The following is a 17,422-nucleotide window of genomic DNA, read 5'->3' as shown; positions in this document are numbered from 1 at the left end:
GGAAGGGAAAAGTGCGCTGAAAAGACACAACGCACTTTTTGTTCACTAAGCTTTAACGACGTTTTGTGCTTGCGGACCCTTTGGGCCGTCAACGACGGTGAATTCTACCCGCTGTCCCTCTTCCAGGGAACGATAGCCGGCAGCATTAATCTCACTGTAGTGAACGAAAACGTCTTTGTTGTTAGCGCGCTCAATAAAACCAAAGCCCTTGGTAGAATTGAACCACTTTACAGTGCCAATTTCGCGTTCTGCCATGATTCAGCAACCTCCTTTGTGTGGTATTGGTTATGCGAGTGGTTCAAGATTAATTTCAGATTGACATCTTCATTAGACTGGAACTACTGCAAACTAAAGAAAACTTAGCACTAATTTCTGATTCTGTCAATTTTAAGACGAAACAAACTTTAGGTAGAAGGCGGCACATTCTTTTCCCATCTGCTTTATTGAACAAATTGGTTAGTCATTCCCACGAAGCTTGTCCTCGACCTTGATCCGGGAGTGAGAATCCCCCGACCGGTCATTCCCGGGCAAGGGGGAATCCAGTATTTAATTCTGGATCCCCGAAAAATAATTCGGGGATGACAGGGGGAAGTGGGTTCTGGATTAAGCCCAAACTCCAAATATCAATACATTCAGACACCCAGGTCTATTACCCCTCTTATCGCATTTTCTAACTCTTCATTTGCCCGGTTTAATTCGACGATTAATTCTTTAATCCTAGAATTTTCATCGCCCATAACGCGGATGGTTTCATCCCGAAAAAACACATAAACGTATTGAACCAGCCGGTGTTCTATGTCCACTATTTGCAGAGAGGTGAAACAATATGGTGAATCCGCGTGTGTTGAATTCTCTAATCCTTGCTTAACCTTGTTAGGAATTTCATCGCCCACGACGCAATACCAGCCCGCTTGTTCCAAGTCTGTGACGATTCTTTGAATTATCGGGAATACCGTGTTTTCCCTTAACTTATTTGATTCGCTATTGTTATTGCCGAAGTCTTTTCTGAGCATTGCTGTTAAAGTGTTTACTCCAGAAACCGGCGGCAATCGGGAATTTTCTCCACCCTTCCGATGACGTCGGTATGATTTCGAAGCAAAGTCTTAAAAATATCGTGAAAGTCGTTCTCCACAAAGGCATTATCAATGCGTAATTCACAATTATCCGGGTCGAGCGTTCCAAATGCATTCACTATAACGGTATGGTCGTATAGCACGAACTCGAACGGGTCTCGAATGACGTGGCGGTTTTGAAGAGAGGCTCTTCCCACAACCCGGTATCGGCCGCTATCATTCATCGGCTCTATCACTAAACTCTCCAGATAACCCTTCCGCTCGTTTCCTTGGCAGTACTGAATACAGAATCGGGTGATCTCTTCATCCAGAATTGTTTCGTTAATAACCTTATCCCGGATGTCTTTTGCGGATGAGATATTTAACCCCATTATGGTAAGCATGACTGAAAACAGTGCTAGGAGTAAGGGATTCGGGCTTCTTATCATTGTTTAAACGTAGCTTGAGTAATAGTATAGCGTTCCGAGCTCTCACAATCAGCAATTACGTTGAACGGATTATTTAAAAAATCAGGGCCAAATTCGTCCAAAATAAGAGATTGATTAGCGGGGTTCACCTGAGGTAAATCAAGGGACTTCATGAAAGATTAAAGAGGAAGCAACCCCTCTTTGATTCCCCCCTTTGTAAGGGTGGAAATACAAGGGGGGTAGAATACCTGTTTGAATGAATAGGGTTAGGACAGCGCCTACACAGCAAACATAAAAGGGGGAAACTCGATTTGGAAAAACCGTTCTTACCTGCCTAAAAGCCTTGTTTTACAGGAGTGAATTTATTGCTTTCTAATTATTCTGTAAGGTAGTCACACTTGTAATAAAATGGATTTCGTTAATACTGTTAATCCGTTCGTCGTCGTAGACTCTTTATCCCGAACTAGCCATTCATAAAAATGAGGTAAGGAAAATAAATGGAGTATCAAACCCCCGACCTATGCGACGCCTATCCCGGCCTGGTGCGAGTGGTAGAGCCGCTCTTCAACAACTATGGCGGTAAAGCCTCTTTTGGCGGAGAGGTCGTTACCGTTAAATGCTACGAGGATAACTCCGTCGTCAAGGAAACCGCTTCTACCCCTGGCCATGGCAAAGTGATGGTGGTTGACGGAGGAGGCTCTTTGCGGCGCGCTCTTTTGGGCGATTTGATCGCCGAAGCCGCAGTAAAAAACGGCTGGGAAGGGTTTATAATCTACGGCTGCATCCGCGATGTGGATGCTATTCGTGGAATGAATATTGGCGTCAAGGCGCTTAATGCCATTCCCTTAAAAACCGAAAAACGCGGGGTTGGAGAGTTTAATATCCCGGTTGCCTTTGGCGGTGTTACTTTCCATCCGGGCGAGTTCGTCTACGCCGATAATAACGGTATCGTTGTGTCCCCCAAACCGCTCAAATTGCCTAGGTGAAATAGTTTGCTATAACAGAGAGAGTTCTAATTATAATGCTCCAATAGAGCTTAGGATTAAAATAGCCAAAATCCTGGCTAGTATTAAAAAGGTCAATCTGTAACAGTCAAAATTTAAGGCTTCAGACAATGTTGGGACGAGTTTTGCCCAGAGATATTCTGTCATCCTTGATTCGAATGCAGAAACCTTACTTATGCCCAGAGTTAAGATTCCTCTGAAGCTCACTCAAGTTAGTTCTGGAAAGACACTTCATTAAAGCTCGGAACTCGGGATGAATGGGCAACAATTCAATAACCACGTTCGTCCTGAGCGGAGTCAAAGGGCGAACTCGGCATATTTATCCATCCTTCGATTAGACTCAGGATGAGCGGATTCTCATCCGCTAGGAATGATAACAAAGAACTCAGCTTAAATCTCGGAACATACCTATATGAATTGTCATTTCGAACGTAGTGAGAAATCTTAAAAGGAACAGTTGTTTATTTAAGGATTTTTCGTTTAAACACAATTTACATTTCATATTGATAAGAACTAGGACAACAGACCCTTTTCCCGATTTATTTTAACAACGGAGTAACAATTTGGAAATCGTCACAAAGAGAAAAATTTTAACGCTCTATAATCACGATGCTGAAAAACGTCACGAAGGGCGGCCCGCGCAGCATGATAGCCGCACATACCGTGTACACCGCCGCCCGGAGGCGTGGATGAGGAACAGATGTAGAGTCCCTTGATGGGAGTGGAATAGGGTACCAGCCGGGCTACCGGCCGGGTAAAAAGCTGCCTCAGGTCCTGTATACCGCCATTTATGTCGCCGCCTATATAATTGGGATTGTATTCTTCAAACTCTATCGGCGACTTGGTGCTTCTTGCCAGTATAAGGTCCCGAAACCCTGGTGCAAACCGTTCAATTTGTGCTTCGATTCGCTCGGTCATATCAAATGTAGAGCCGTTGGGAACGTGACAGTAAGCCCAAACGGTGTGCTTTCCCTCCGGGGCGCGGGACGGGTCAAAAAGGCTATGCTGGGCTACTAACACGTATGGTCTCTCTGGATACCTTCCTTCCCACATCATGCGCTCACCGGCTGCAATCTCATCAATCGTCCCGCCCAAGTGCACGGTTCCGGCACCGGCACATTCCTTTGCCTTCCAGGGAATAGGGCCGTCTAGTGCCAAATCAACCTTGAATACACCCGGGCCGTAGCGATAACTCTCGAGCCTGCGACGATATCCGGCCGGCAGGCGATGGCCGGTCATCCTAAGCAACTGGCGGGGTGTTACGTCGAGTAGGATGGCACGAGCAGTCGGTAAGTCGTCAATCGATTCGATTAAGGTATTAGTAATGATTTCTCCGCCGAGGGAACGTAGGTATCCGGAAAGCGCATCTGCGATTTTCTGCGACCCTCCCCGGGGCATAGGCCAGCCGACGGCGTGTCCCAGGATTCCGAGAACAAGCCCGATTGCGGCAGTTATCATATGGTCTAGCGGCATGATGGAATGCGCGGCCAACCCGGCAAAAAGCCCACGAGCTCGTTTTCCCTTGAATAGCCTCCTTGCCAAGCCGTTCGCTGACTGGATCGCATTCAAGCCGAAGCGAACCATCGCTATCGGATGATGCGGAAGCTGCAACGGACCAAGTAACCCATCGGCAAGCTTATCCCAGTCGGATACGAGCGGCTCCATTAGGTCTCGGTAGGCATTGGCGTCCTGGTCTAAGGTCTCACAAGTTTTGTCAATCGAGCGTTCGAGCACCGCCGCTCTACCGTCATCGAAGGGATGGGCGAGCGGAACGATGGGATGAATCCACTCAAGGCCGTACTGCGAAAGTGGCAGGGACCTGAAAAAAGGGGAGCCCACTCCTAGGGGGTGTATTGCGGAGCATACGTCGTGGACAAATCCAGGCAGGGTCAGCTCGGCCGAGCGAGTACCCCCGCCTACGGTGCTCTTAGCCTCATACACCAGCACAGAAAAGCCTGCCTGAGCCAGCGTAATCGCGGCGGCGAGGCCATTCGGTCCCGAACCGACCACAACTGCATCATATTCATAGGTTCTGGCCATATTAGTTGTCGATCATGATTTCGAGGGCTAATTGTAATCGTATTCCTTAAAGCCAATAGGAGCTTATAATCTCGACGTAAATCATACCATCTTGAAGAGCAAATTACGCATTTATGTTAATTCTATTTAATCAATCAAACACAATCTGTATTTCATATTGATAAAAACAAAGGCGGGCTCTTTTCGGTTTATTTCAATAACGGGTTAACTACCTGAAGATTGTCAAAACGAGAAAAATCTCTATCCGTAGTATAGAGCTTGGCTCCGTGTTCGATTGCCAAGGCGGCCAGATGAGCATCCATTACTAATGGACCGTTTGCTTGTCCGTCTTTTAGCAGCTTTGAAAGGATTGTCCAATGTCGTTCTGAGGGATGTAACAGGTCAACCGTTTGATGCTCAAGCCATTTTTGAACTATAGAAGTTGCTTCTGACATGGTGAAGGGGTTTTCAAAAATTTTACGGTTAGTGGATATCCTCAAAAATGCCAATATGGTGACCCAGGCTAATCTAATGGGTTGAGGCTCAGAAAGAATATTTTCCAACCAGCTACGCGCCCTGTTATGATGCTCGCTTGAGCTATCATAAGCATAAAGCAAGAGATTGGCATCAATGAGTATCATCTATGCAAAGGGCCTTCAATTTGCTCTAGGAGTTCGCCGATATTATCGTAATCAATTGTAATTCGAGGTTTTAAATTCTTGGGATTAACCTTGAAAGGTTCAAATTTGTTTTTCTTTGGAACGTTTAATCCCTTTCGTAAAACCGTATTCACAGTTTCTTTGAAAGATTGACCACTGCGCCTCATTTCTTCTTTTAGCTTGGCAACTACATCGTCATCTAACGTTAACGTTGTTCTCATATCATGATGATAGTGTAAAAGCATCATGATGTCAAATGCTGGCTAAAAAATTTTGAATTAAATTAGTTAAAATTAACGAGACACAATTATGGAGGAAAGCTTATGGAGCTCTACGATATCATGCGCACAACCTTTTCGGCAAGAGAATTTACTAACGATCCTTTGCCCGATTCTATTCTCTACCGGATTCTGGACAATGCCCGTTTTGCCCCGAGCGGTGGGAACAGGCAGGGATGGCGGGTGATTGTCATACGGGATCATAATACCAAGGAAACCCTAGCGGAGTTGGCTGAACCGGCGGCAAGGCGCTATGCGGCGCAAAAGAAAGCGGGAGAAAACCCTTGGAACACTATCGACCCTACGTCCGTCGATGCGGAGACAATCGAGCAGACTCCGGTTCCGTCACACATGAGAGAAACATATTTACGGGCGGCTCTTGTTCTTGTGGTGTGTGTTGACCTTAAGGTCGTTGCATCGATGGACCAAGATTTAAAGCGCATCGGTGTGGTGAGCGGTGCTTCCGTTTACCCCTTTGTCTGGAACATATTGCTTGCGGCCCGTCACGAAGGGTATGGCGGAACCATTACCACAATGCCCATAGCCCAGGAGCCCAAACTGCAGGAACTTCTGGGCATTCCCAAACACTTTGCGGTGTGTGCGGTTATACCGATGGGGAAGCCGACCAGAAACCTCACAAAACTAAGGCGTAAACCGGTTTCATCATTTGCGGTGCTGGAGCGTTGGGATGGCAAGCAGCTTACTGAAAACTATCTTTAGAAGATATCAGCAACGATGTCATCTAAATCGATGTCTGGGTCAATATCCGGATTAAAGAGCGGCACAAAGATTACTACATCGATATTAACAATACAGGGGTCATCGGCAGTGCAGTTTCCATTAAACTCACGGAGCACTATGCTATCTTTTCCGGGCTCGCCTCCACTCTCCTCGGGCAAGCACTCCCCCTTAAAGGCCTCTATATCGGTAACCTCATCTCCGGTACATGGGTTGATTAATACTCCGTCCTCTATGAAAAGCGGATTCTCGGGATTATCCTCTTCACACTCATTAAGCTGGAGTGTGGTTTGTGTACCGTCTATATCAACGGTAAACCTTGCAAATGAAGGAGTGCAGAGTACGAAATCTCCTGTATCCTCATCCGACTGCGGTATAAGAGTCCCTATGTCGGAATCGGTCGAGAGTATTGCATCCGCTATACCGAAGTCGAACTCATCATCCCCTATAAGCAAAAATCCGTCCCCGCCCGGTTCCCTTTCGTCCCTTGTTGCTGTAACTTCTATGCTCACATCGCCCTCTATGCCGGCAGCAAAAGCCCTAAAATTAGGCTCGTCTTCAGGACCCACATCAAACGCATCCTCATCAAAAGGATTGTCATCGCATCCCCACCCAATTACAAACGTGATCGCAGTGATAAAGGAAAATATGAGAAACCTACTTTTTAATCGATTCCGCATGGCTTTACCCTCCTAAGCTCGAGGATAAGAAGTCCAGGGCAATATCTATACCACCACCTGTGTTTTTAATCATTAGTTTTTACAACAAGTTATAAGTAGAAAACATTTTAAAAAAATAAGTCTGTGTATATTTACACAGGCTTTTCTGTGTAGTAATACACAAATCCATTCTTAGAACGAAGAATAAGGGGTTAGATCTCATATTTGACGTTTTTCTTCCTAAAGGGGGGTTTATCCAGGCTTGTTAAAATTGATCACCCAAAACGCAATGAAAAATGTTGGGATGGGTTTATCATATCTGTGTCTGCATTCGTCAAATGAAAATCGGAGTGCAGAGTCTCAATACCATTCCCTCAAAAGCCAACCAGCGCCGGATTGGAGACTTACTCTTAAGCCAAATTCTACTCCGACGAAATCACCAGAAGCACCGTTCCACCCTCCACGGCGCTCCCTTCTTGGACTTTGACCTGTTTTACCTTTCCGTCGATCGGAGATTTGAGCTCGCTCTCCATCTTCATCGCCTCAATAACTATAACACCCTCTCCTTCTTTCACTTCCTCATCTTCCTCTTTTAGAATTTTGACCACACGGCTGGGCATAGGAGACTTTATATCCTGAATGCCGGATATGAGCGCAGAGCCGCTTTGTCTTTCTCTTTCTGAGATGGATTCAAACTCGTAGAGGTCACCATCCAGAAAGACTTCCACCTTCTTTCCTTTTTTTAATATCCCCGCCGAGATGGATTTACCGTCTATAATGATCGAATAAAACCTTTCATCTATCTTCTGAAACTCTACGGGCATCCTTCTCCCGTCTATTTCCACTTCCGTATTTTTCCCTTCATCCAGGTCGATCCTGTGGACCTGGTCTTGAAATTTGAATGTGTATATCATAGCAGTGAGTTCCCGGATACGGCTAATTTTCTGGCAAAAAGCTTCCAGTTAGACACCGGTGTGTCTTTTGATGACTCCACTTCCTTTGTCGAATTCCTCATGGCAATGGCCGCGGCAATGAGGGCGTATTGTAGGTTATTTCCGTTGGACTCCAGGAGTTCGGGATGGCGGTCTATAAAACCGGTGTCGATCTTACCCTGGATGAACTCGTCGTTCTCCATTACCCTTCCCAGAAAGCCGATGTTGGTCTTCACCCCCAGTACCACGTATTCTCTGAGTGCGTTTCTCATTTTATTTATCGCTTCTTTCCTGGTGTCCGCCCAAACGACCAGCTTTGACAACATGGGGTCATAAAAAGGGGTAACCTCGTACCCGCTATATATGGCCGAATCGTCCCTTATGCCCGGTCCGCTGGGGGCTTTTACATATTCCAGCTTTCCCGGGGAGGGAAGGAACTTAGTCTTGGGATCCTCCGCATATACCCGGCATTCGAGCGCGTGGCCCTTCATGGATATGTCCTTTTGTTTGAAAGGCAGTTTTTCACCGGCGGCAATCCTGATCATCCACTTTACGATGTCAAACGCGGTGATCATCTCCGTCACCGGATGCTCTACCTGCACGCGGGTGTTCATCTCCAGGAAATAGAAATTCTCCTTTTGGTCCATGATGAACTCAATCGTGCCAGCGCCGCGGTAGGAAACGGCCTTGGCTATTCTGACCGCGACCTCCCCCATCTTCTTTCTGGTCTTAGGACTTATAGCCGGGGAAGGGGCTTCTTCGATTACCTTTTGGTGTCTCCTTTGAACCGAGCATTCGCGCTCGAAGAGGTGCAAAATATTGCCATGTGAGTCGCCTATCACCTGAATCTCGACGTGACGAGGCTGCTCGACGAATTTTTCTATGTAAACCGAGTCGTCTCCAAATGCAGAATGGGCTTCGCTTCTAGCCATACGCAGGGCACTCTCGAATTCCTCCTGTTTTCGTACAAGCCTCATCCCCTTTCCGCCTCCACCGGCGGAGGCCTTTATCATCACCGGAAAGCCTATCCTTTTGGCAACACCCTTGGCTTCGACATCGGTTACTGCTCCATCCGAGCCCGGAACCAGTGGCACTTTTGCCTTTTGTGCTATTTTTCTCGCCGTTATTTTATCTCCCATAAGCCGTATGGCCTCGGAAGAAGGACCTATGAATATGATTCCTTCCCTTTCGCACGCCTCGGCAAAGGCTTCCTTCTCCGAGAGAAAGCCGTATCCCGGGTGAATGGCCTCTGCACCGGAGCGCTTTGCTACATCGATTATCTTTTCTATCACCAAGTAGCTTTCTCCCGGAGCGGGAGGGCCGATATGATAGGCCTCGTCCGCCATGGCCACATGAAGGGAACGGCGGTCGGCATCGGAGTATACCGCCACGGTCTTAATTCCTAATTCCCGACATGCCCGGATAATCCGGATGGCGATTTCCCCTCTGTTAGCGATGAGAATCTTTTTGAACATCTTTTTATTCCTCATGAGTTCTTTTTAGCCACAAATGAACACGAATTTACACTAATAGATATTCGGTTGTCGAGTTAAAGTGTTATCGCGTTAACGAGTTAACACGTAAACCAGAGAACAATTATAATCTTCATTCGTGAGTATTAGTGTCAATTCGTGGCTCGCTGCTCTAATTTACAACGGTATATTCCCGTGCTTTTTCGGGGGATTGGTTTGCCTTTTCCCCTCAAGCATCTCTAAAGCCGCTATTACCCGCGGTCTTGTATCCTCCGGCCTTATAATCTCGTCGATATATCCCAGTTCAGCCGCTCTATAAGGATTAGCGAAGGTTTCTCTGTACTCCGCGGCCAGTCTTGCCCTTTCCGCGGCAGGGTCTTCAGCCTGCTCGATCTCTCTTCTGGCGATTATGTTGACCGCGCCTTCGGGGCCCATCACGGCGATCTCCGCCGTGGGATAAGCAAAGTTGATATCACCCCTTAAATGTTTCGACGACATCACGTCGTAAGCCCCGCCATAAGCCTTCCTGGTTATGACCGTAACCTTGGGCACGGTGGCTTCGCAGTAGGCATAGAGAATCTTTGCGCCGTGCTTGATGATCCCGCCCCATTCCTGGGCCGTGCCCGGGAGAAAACCGGGAACGTCGACAAAGGTGAGCAGGGGGATGTTGAAGCAATCGCAAAATCTAACGAACCGGGCGCCCTTTATGGAGGCGTTTATATCGAGACAACCGGCCAGCACGTTAGGCTGGTTTCCCACGATTCCCACCACCCGGCCGCCCATTCTGGCAAAGCCGATCACTATGTTTTGGGCGAAGTGCTCTTGAATCTCAAAAAAGAATCCGTCGTCAACTACACCTCTAATTAGCTCCTTGATGTCATAGGGCTTGTTCGGATTTTCGGGGACTATCCCCCTAAGCCGGGTATCACGCCTGTCCGCCGGGTCGTCGCTTCGGATTCTGGGTGGGTCTTCCATGTTGTTCGAGGGGAGGAAGCTCAAAAGCTCCCGAATCAGCAGAAGGCACTCTCGGTCGTCCGTTGCTGCAAAGTGGGCTACGCCGCTCGTGGAATTGTGAACCATTGCCCCGCCTAGTTCTTCCCTGCTTACCTCTTCGTGGGTAACCGCTTTGATAACGTCGGGCCCGGTGATGAACATATAGCTCGTATCCTTAACCATTAGAATGAAGTCAGTCATAGCCGGAGAATAGACCGCTCCCCCGGCGCATGGGCCGAGGATAGCCGAGATTTGAGGAACTACACCGGAGCTGAGGACGTTTCTTAAGAATATATCGGCATACCCGGCCAGGCTTTCCACGCCTTCTTGTATCCTTGCGCCACCGGAATCGTTGAGTCCGATTACCGGGGCGCCCACTTCCATGGCCAGGTCCATGATCTTGGATATCTTCTTTGCGTAGGCTATTCCCAGGGAACCACCAAAAACGGTAAAATCCTGAGCGAAGACAAACACCTGACGCCCGTCGATCTTGCCATACCCGGTTACTACACCGTCGCCAAGGTATTTCTTCTTGTGCATATCAAAGTCGGTGCAGCGGTGAACCACGAACTTATCCAGCTCTACAAACGTGCCCTTATCGAGAAGGAGGTCTATCCGCTCCCTGGCCGTGAGTTTGCCCATCTCGTGCTGCTTCTTGATTCTCTCTTCTCCTCCGCCTAACTCCGCTTCCCTCTCTTTTTCCTCAAGAAGTGCTATTTTGTCCTTCATGTTCTATACTCCTTCCCTCTGTTTAGGCTCGACGAATATGTACTCTTGAACCCTAAACATGACCAGCCATGTCTTAAGGCTCCATTAACTTGAGAATTCCCAGTGCTTGCCATAGTGTTATCTTATCCATTTGAGACAGCTTAGATTAACACAAAGGTTTTAGAAGACCAGAGGGGTTAACCCCTTGAATTTCATCCATAAAAATGGTGTGAACTATACCAGACAAATAAATCCTAATCAAAACACAATTAATTAACCACAAAGACACTAAGACACGAAGGAATAATAAGAAGAGGTTAATACAGATTTAAGACCAGGAATTTAGAATCCGGAATTCAGAAGCCAAGAAATGGTAGAGACGCAAAGTTTTGCGTCTCTACTACTTCGTGCCTTGGTGCCTTAGTGGCAATAAAATTACGGTTTTATCCTTTTCCAGATCGCTTCGACCTGTTGCCTGGTATGCTCCAAACTGCCTGAATTGTCGATCACGTAGGTTGCATGCTTTACCTTCTCCGATATGGGCATCTGAGACCTGATTCGCGAAAGCGCCTCTTCTCTGGAAAGCCCGCTCCTTTCGGTTAACCTCTTTATCTGTGTCTCCTCGTCCGCGGTAACCACTATTAGGTCACTAATAAGCGGCTTCATGCCCCCTTTTTCCACTATCAGCGCCGCTTCAATCATCACCACCTTGGCCTTTTCTCCTCTGTATTCTTCTATTTTTCCCTTTATTCTTTCAATGATCCTAGGATGGGTAATCCGGTTAAGCTCTTCTCTTTTTTCATCGTCATTAAAGACGATTTCTCCGAGCTTGTTCCGGTCGATAGTTCTGTCGGTATTTAGAATTCCTTCCCCAAATTTCTCCACTATTTCTTTCCAGGCAGGTTCGCCCGGCTCGACAACCAACCGGGCTATCCGGTCGGCATCGATGATTTTGGCTCCAAGCTCCTCGAACATTCTAGCTACGACGCTCTTCCCGCAGGCAATATTCCCGGTAAGCCCTATCACTTTCATTCTTGGGTATTTTAATTTGTCCGCTAATTGCTTTCAACCAGCGAATTGAGCCATTAATGGGGCTTATCCATGTGCCCCTGAATCATGCGAATGCAAATATAATGTGAAGTTAAAATAACCTATTGACATTTTTTGATAAAATAAGTTATCACTAATCCCGAGTATGGGTAATAAAGCAAGCTGTAGAATTGGTTTTCTCTTCAGATAATGTCCTTAATTGTAGTTTTAAATTCTGAGAATCATCTTAGGAGGCAATATAATGAGAAAGTGGCTTATCTTGATTCCTTTGTTCATTTTTATTCTAAGCTGTAACGACGACGGTGGGGGAACCATAAATATCTGCTTCTCCGAAATGTCATCCAATCCCTGTTTCGACCTTAATGTGGGCGGGAGTACAACTACTGTTACGGATCAAACGGTTGACGAGGTCATAAGCGAGCAAGAAAGCCGGGATGATTTTGTAGGAGAGTTAGAGATAACAAATATTGTTATGGATAGAGCTTTTGTGGGGATTCCTCCCGATTCTTTGAGCGATAAATGCATAGAAGCTTGGGGAGTGAACCAAATAGTTATCAAAACCGAGGAAGATTGGGATAGATTTAGGGACAGCTGCTTTTTCTCTGTTTATTCCTCTGAAACAGGAACTCCTTTACCCGATATAGATTTCTCAACTCAGATGGTAATGGTTTCCATGCAGGATATAGACGCTTTAGGAACGGAAATAGAGGCTGTTCTTGAATTTGATTCGGAATTGGCTGTTATCGTAAGAGATGATGAGAGCGACCCACCCCCGCCGGCTCCCGGTTTTCCGTTCCATATTGTTTCCGTGCCAAGAATAGACCAACCCGTTGATTTCATCAGGGTACAAAATCTTATCGTTCCTTGATTGTTAAACGAGGGAATTAGGTTTAAAGCTTACTCTATAGTGGCACCCATTCGATACAATCAACGATGTAGAAGCGCCATTCGTTTTTTTAATCCGTAGAGGCCCTTTGACTCCGCTCAGGACGGGCTTGGTCCTGAGGTGTCAATCACCACTAAGGCACAAAGACGCGAAGAAGGAATTTAGGAGTCAAGAGTCAGCGGATTAGTTTTCCTCCGAATTCTGTATTCTGACTCCTGACTTCCGTATTCCATATTCCATCTTTATGTCTTTGTGGCAAGTAATCATGTATTTGTTGGGTATAATACCTTTTTAAAATCGATATTGAGAATGAACCACCCTGCAGTGAGCTGCAGGGTATCCGAAAATTTCCCCTTTCTTGATGGGAGGGATGAAGGGGAGGGTGAATAAGGTAATTTTAAGCTCCCCCCACCTTTAATCCTCCCCCGCAAGGGGGGAGGAGAATTGTATGGGCAAGCCACAGGGAATTCTCAAGTTAAAGGAGGTAGTCATGGTTTTAAAGGTTGAGGATGTGAAAAGGGTTGGCGTCGTCGGAGCAGGAACAATGGGTTCTGGAATCGCTCAGGTGGTGGCTTCGTCCGGCAGGGAGGTCGTTTTATTGGACGTTTCCGATTCCGCGCTCGACCGGGGAATGACCGCCATAAAGAACAGCATGGCCAGGTTCGTAAAAAAGGGTGAGATGAGCGAAGAGGACAGCAAGTCTATTCTCTCCAGGATTTACGTTACCAAGATGTATAGCGATTTATCCGATGTGGATTTGGTAATAGAGGCTATTTTTGAGAACTTGGAGATAAAGAAAGAGACCTTTACCAGTCTGGACGCCTCTACCCGGCCGGAGATTGTCCTGGCTACCAATACCTCCTCGCTTTCTATAGTGGAGATAGCGGTAAGCACCAAAAGACCGGATAAAGTAGTAGGGATGCACTTCTTTAATCCTGCGCCTGTTATGAAGCTGGTAGAGGTAATAAAAGCCCTCACCACATCCGACGAGACTTTCGAGTTTGCTTGCGAGTTTGCAAAATCCCTGGGGAAGGAATCAGTTAAGACCAAGGACGTACCCGGGTTCATCGTAAACCGGGTTCTCATGCCTATGCTCAACGAGGCCGTGTTTGCCCTTCAGGACGGGGTGGGCAGTGCCGAAGATATAGATAAGGCTATGAAGCTCGGGACAAATCAACCGCTCGGTCCGCTTGCGCTCATCGACCTCATCGGGCTCGATGTAACACTGGATGTGATAGACGTTTTATACAAGGAGTTCCGGGACCCGAAGTTCCGCGCCGCTCCCCTTTTACGCCAGATGGTTCGCGCCGGATGGCTGGGAAGGAAGACGGGTAGAGGGTTCTATAAATACTGAGCTTGTAACTCATAGGCAAATCGAACCTGTCTTAGCTTAAACATAAAGACTTCAGCAGATATAAGCTGGATTCAACCATTGAGGGTTTTGCCCGCAGTCGGTATTGACTCGTTTACCGAGTATGCTGTCGGCCTTGATATTGCTCACCCTTTAATCGGTTATATTAGTTTCTTAAAAGAATGCATGGGTTTAATATCGAATGAGTTTTTTCGATGAGATAAAAGGAAATCCTAATTTTGGAGGAACGAGAATGATAACTTTTCCAAGATTACTTATGAATAAAATGTCATTTTTACCAAAAGTGCTTGCCAGTTCTCTGATAATCCTGACAATTCCGCTTTCCCACCCGGAGGCTAAAGCTCAGAACTCGTCCGTCTACATACCTTCGCTCAATGCAAAGGTGACGTCATTCCGTTTCTTTGAAGGGCCTTATACTTCGCTTCCACAAGGACAAAGGGTTTATGAAAACCTCTTCGAAAAATCGAAGACCAGATACATATTCTGGGAACTCGCTCTCGAACACACGCCCCCTCCTAGCCGACGCATCAACTTTACCATAGTGGAGGTTTGGTATGGACCTGACAACAAAGTCATCACCACACAGAATTTCAATAGTTTCGTAGAACCGGGCTGGTCCGGGTCTTATCTCTATCATGGCTATGGCTGGAAAGAGCCCGGGAAATGGTCCACCGGTACTTACCGGGTGGATTTATACATCGAGGGTGCACAGGTCGCAACCGGCTCGTTTGAAATCTATGCGCCTACAGCCCCGAAAAGAAAAGAAGGAAAGCAAACCACCATCTTCGGGGAAGCGGACAAAGTGGAAGAATACAGTAAACAAGCGGAAGTTTATTTAGAAAAAGGCGATATAGATAACTACAATCTCACCCTGGACAAGCTTGCCAATGCCTACTCCGCCCGTGGGGCTTTTCGCTACTCAAAAGGTGATTTTAAAGGAGCTCTTGAGGACCTGAATGAAGCCCTTCTCATCAATCCCAAGCTGGTAAACACATATCTGATTAGAGGTTACACCAGATTTGAGCTTGGTGATCTTAACGGAGCCATACAGGATTACAGCCAGGTCATCCTTATGGAACCGGATAATGCAGTGGCTTATCGTTACCGGGGTGTGGCCCGCCTTGCCAATAAAGATTCATCCGGTTTCGATGACCTGGAAATAGCAGCAATCCTGTATAAGAAAGAGGGTAATGAGGAGGGTTATCAGCAGGTGCAAGAAATCATTAAAAGGCTTAAGTCATAGCCTGCTGGTTGTTTAATTCATCAGCGCTATATAAATCATTTTGTCCTGTGGGGCTAATGATGCTGTTACAGGCTCAGCAACGGGAAATAGCCTGGACGGCGCTTTTTAATCTTCCTATGACCTTCTCTTTCCCCAGAATCTCCATGACTTCAAATATTCCGGGACTTACCGTTCCTCCGGTTAGGGCGACCCTTACCGGCTGGGCAAGCTGAACCATCTTTAGTTCTTTCTTTTCGATAATCTCTCCAAATATCTTTTGTAATTCGGGAGCGGTAAAGTCGTTGAGAGAAGAGAGTTTATCTATCAGGATTTCAAAAAGCGGAATTACTTCAGGCGTGAGAAACTTCTTCCTGGCTGCTTCCTCGTATTTAACTTCCTCTAAGAAGAAGTAGTCTGCAGAGTCGGCCAGGTCGACGAGGGTCTTAGCTCTTTCCCTTAAGCTCTCCACGATTTTTATAAGCTTTTTATCTTGTGTGACCTTAAATCCCTTCTTATCGAGGAAAGGAATAACCAGCTTAGCAATCTCCTCTGCGGGTTTATTTCTTATGTACCAACCGTTCAGCCAGAGGAGTTTCTCCGGGTTAAAAACTGCTGGGGATTTCCCCACATTTTCAAGCGTGAATTTCTCGACTAACTCCTCTTTAGAAAAAATTTCCTGGTCTCCGTGGGACCAGCCGAGGCGGGCTAAATAATTCACCAGTGCCTCCGGAAGATACCCCATTTCTCTATAGGCAATGGTCGAAGTAGCACCGTGCCTTTTGCTCAGTTTGGTTTTATCTGGCCCGAGAATCATAGAGACGTGGGCAAACTTAGGAGCTTCATAACCAAGAGCCTGGTAGATAAGAATCTGCTTCGGGGTATTGGCTATGTGGTCGTCTCCCCGTAGGACATGGGTTATTTTCATGGTTACGTCATCGATGACCACGGCGAAATTATAGGTGGGAAACCCGTCCGTTTTTTGGATGACGAAATCGTCAATCTCTTTGGCATCGAAGGTAATAGTGCCTCTTATTAAATCTTCTACTTTTATAATTCCTTCTTCCGGTACTAGGAGTCGAATGGCGAATGGCTTGTCGGAAGGATGGGACTCTAGACCCCTACATTTTCCCTCGTACCTATATACCCTTCCCTGGCTCTGTGCCTCTTTTCTCCTGGCTTCAAGCTCCTCCGGGGTGCAATAACATCTGTAGGCTTTACCCGACTGAAGAAGCTCATTAACGTAGCCTTGATAAATGGATAACCTATCCGATTGCCTGAACGGCCCCTCATCCCAGTCAAGACCAAGCCAGGTCATGGCGTCCAGTATTTCGGCGATGGACTCTTCAGTAGAGCGGGTGCGGTCGGTATCTTCTATCCTGAGGATGAATTTCCCCTGATAATGCCTGGCAAAGAGCCAGTTGAATATGGCCGTCCGGGCACCGCCGATATGAAGCGCCCCGGTGGGGCTCGGGGCAAATCTTGCTCTTACTTCCATGGGAGTTAGGTTAAATTAGAGTCAATAGTGAGTCAAACTTAATTACAGTTTAGAGTTTCGAGTTCCGAGTTAAAAACTTTAAACCCGAAACCCAGAACACGGACCACTTAATTATTTAAGCATTTCATCCAGTTTTTTCTCTATATCCAGGGCCTTCAGGTCTTGAAAGCCGCCGATTAGTTTGCCGTCAATAAGAATGATCGGCACTGTCTTCCAGCCTATTTCATCCATCACTTTTCTTTTCATGGCTGGGTCTTTCGAGACGTCAATTTCTTCATATCTTATTCCCTTACGGTCGAGAAGGGCTTTTGCCGCATAGCAAAAGGAACAATAGGCTGTCGTAAAAACTCGAACTCTGCTCAATTTCTACTGACTCCAACGTTAGCTCTGAAGTTAAAGTTATCATGCTTGTTTTTGGCTGTGGTTTCAAGTAAGATTGAAACCCGTTCAACTTA

General features: G+C 46.6%; 18 protein-coding genes. 5 read left to right on the top strand and 13 right to left on the bottom strand.

Features of this window, described 5'->3' with window-relative positions; genetic code table 11:
* Positions 1–45: 45 nt before the first annotated feature.
* From VNN20_02060 to VNN20_02050, 3 genes are all read right to left on the bottom strand, one after another.
* Positions 46–255, bottom strand: coding sequence for a cold-shock protein (locus VNN20_02060; protein HWP90969.1), 210 nt, complete (start codon positions 253–255; stop codon positions 46–48).
* Positions 256–632: 377 nt separating this feature from the next.
* The gene (locus tag VNN20_02055) at positions 633–1,049 is read right to left on the bottom strand and encodes a hypothetical protein (protein HWP90968.1); all 417 of its coding nucleotides are present in this window, start codon (positions 1,047–1,049) and stop codon (positions 633–635) included.
* The gene (locus VNN20_02050) at positions 1,028–1,501 is read right to left on the bottom strand and encodes a hypothetical protein (protein HWP90967.1); all 474 of its coding nucleotides are present in this window, start codon (positions 1,499–1,501) and stop codon (positions 1,028–1,030) included. Before VNN20_02050 ends, VNN20_02055 begins: the two co-directional genes overlap by 22 nt.
* 476 nt (positions 1,502–1,977) lie before the next feature.
* On the opposite strand from VNN20_02050, the gene rraA reads away from it, so the two are divergent.
* Positions 1,978–2,466 (top strand): ribonuclease E activity regulator RraA, encoded by a 489-nt coding sequence (rraA, locus tag VNN20_02045; GenBank protein ID HWP90966.1) that lies wholly within the window; start codon positions 1,978–1,980, stop codon positions 2,464–2,466.
* Between the two features lie 591 nt (positions 2,467–3,057).
* Here rraA and VNN20_02040 read toward each other — a convergent pair.
* From VNN20_02040 to VNN20_02030, 3 genes are all read right to left on the bottom strand, one after another.
* Positions 3,058–4,524 carry an NAD(P)/FAD-dependent oxidoreductase gene (locus VNN20_02040; protein ID HWP90965.1) on the bottom strand — a complete coding sequence of 489 codons (1,467 nt, stop codon included), beginning with the start codon at positions 4,522–4,524 and terminating at the stop codon, positions 3,058–3,060.
* A gap of 188 nt (positions 4,525–4,712) precedes the next feature.
* Positions 4,713–5,144, bottom strand: coding sequence for a type II toxin-antitoxin system VapC family toxin (locus tag VNN20_02035; protein ID HWP90964.1), 432 nt, complete (start codon positions 5,142–5,144; stop codon positions 4,713–4,715).
* Complete coding sequence (locus tag VNN20_02030) at positions 5,141–5,410, bottom strand: DUF2191 domain-containing protein (GenBank protein ID HWP90963.1); 270 nt, start codon at positions 5,408–5,410, stop codon at positions 5,141–5,143. The genes VNN20_02035 and VNN20_02030 overlap by 4 nt, the downstream gene beginning before the upstream one ends.
* A gap of 75 nt (positions 5,411–5,485) precedes the next feature.
* Here VNN20_02030 and VNN20_02025 point away from each other — a divergent pair, with 75 nt between their 5' ends.
* On the top strand, positions 5,486–6,160 hold the full coding sequence (locus VNN20_02025) for a nitroreductase family protein (protein ID HWP90962.1): 675 nt from the start codon (positions 5,486–5,488) through the stop codon (positions 6,158–6,160).
* Here the strand turns inward: VNN20_02025 and VNN20_02020 are convergent.
* The 5 genes from VNN20_02020 to coaE form a co-directional block, all read right to left on the bottom strand.
* Positions 6,157–6,858 carry a hypothetical protein gene (locus VNN20_02020; GenBank protein ID HWP90961.1) on the bottom strand — a complete coding sequence of 234 codons (702 nt, stop codon included), beginning with the start codon at positions 6,856–6,858 and terminating at the stop codon, positions 6,157–6,159. The two genes, VNN20_02025 and VNN20_02020, sit on opposite strands and share 4 nt — an antisense overlap.
* Positions 6,859–7,259: 401 nt before the next feature.
* Positions 7,260–7,751, bottom strand: a complete 492-nt coding sequence (locus tag VNN20_02015) for a biotin/lipoyl-containing protein (GenBank protein ID HWP90960.1) — start codon at positions 7,749–7,751, stop codon at positions 7,260–7,262.
* Positions 7,748–9,244 carry an acetyl-CoA carboxylase biotin carboxylase subunit gene (gene accC / locus VNN20_02010; GenBank protein HWP90959.1) on the bottom strand — a complete coding sequence of 499 codons (1,497 nt, stop codon included), beginning with the start codon at positions 9,242–9,244 and terminating at the stop codon, positions 7,748–7,750. The genes VNN20_02015 and accC overlap by 4 nt, the downstream gene beginning before the upstream one ends.
* 174 nt (positions 9,245–9,418) lie before the next feature.
* Positions 9,419–10,963 carry a carboxyl transferase domain-containing protein gene (locus VNN20_02005; GenBank protein ID HWP90958.1) on the bottom strand — a complete coding sequence of 515 codons (1,545 nt, stop codon included), beginning with the start codon at positions 10,961–10,963 and terminating at the stop codon, positions 9,419–9,421.
* 414 nt (positions 10,964–11,377) lie between these two features.
* The gene (gene coaE / locus VNN20_02000; GenBank protein HWP90957.1) at positions 11,378–11,974 is read right to left on the bottom strand and encodes a dephospho-CoA kinase; all 597 of its coding nucleotides are present in this window, start codon (positions 11,972–11,974) and stop codon (positions 11,378–11,380) included.
* A gap of 259 nt (positions 11,975–12,233) precedes the next feature.
* Here coaE and VNN20_01995 point away from each other — a divergent pair, with 259 nt between their 5' ends.
* From VNN20_01995 to VNN20_01985, 3 genes are all read left to right on the top strand, one after another.
* Positions 12,234–12,860 carry a hypothetical protein gene (locus VNN20_01995; GenBank protein HWP90956.1) on the top strand — a complete coding sequence of 209 codons (627 nt, stop codon included), beginning with the start codon at positions 12,234–12,236 and terminating at the stop codon, positions 12,858–12,860.
* A gap of 529 nt (positions 12,861–13,389) precedes the next feature.
* Positions 13,390–14,232 carry a 3-hydroxybutyryl-CoA dehydrogenase gene (locus VNN20_01990; GenBank protein HWP90955.1) on the top strand — a complete coding sequence of 281 codons (843 nt, stop codon included), beginning with the start codon at positions 13,390–13,392 and terminating at the stop codon, positions 14,230–14,232.
* 250 nt (positions 14,233–14,482) lie between these two features.
* On the top strand, positions 14,483–15,493 hold the full coding sequence (locus VNN20_01985; protein ID HWP90954.1) for a tetratricopeptide repeat protein: 1,011 nt from the start codon (positions 14,483–14,485) through the stop codon (positions 15,491–15,493).
* Between the two features lie 73 nt (positions 15,494–15,566).
* On the opposite strand, the gene gltX is transcribed toward VNN20_01985, so the two are convergent.
* The gene (gene gltX, locus VNN20_01980; GenBank protein HWP90953.1) at positions 15,567–16,967 is read right to left on the bottom strand and encodes a glutamate--tRNA ligase; all 1,401 of its coding nucleotides are present in this window, start codon (positions 16,965–16,967) and stop codon (positions 15,567–15,569) included.
* A gap of 111 nt (positions 16,968–17,078) precedes the next feature.
* On the bottom strand, positions 17,079–17,330 hold the full coding sequence (locus VNN20_01975; GenBank protein ID HWP90952.1) for a glutaredoxin domain-containing protein: 252 nt from the start codon (positions 17,328–17,330) through the stop codon (positions 17,079–17,081).
* Positions 17,331–17,422: the final 92 nt, after the last annotated feature.

The sequence above is a fragment of the Thermodesulfobacteriota bacterium genome, assembly GCA_035559815.1.
In the GTDB taxonomy this organism is placed as follows: Bacteria; Desulfobacterota_D; UBA1144; order Nemesobacterales; family CSP1-2; genus DATMAT01.
This window is presented reverse-complemented; position numbering and strand designations above follow the sequence as displayed.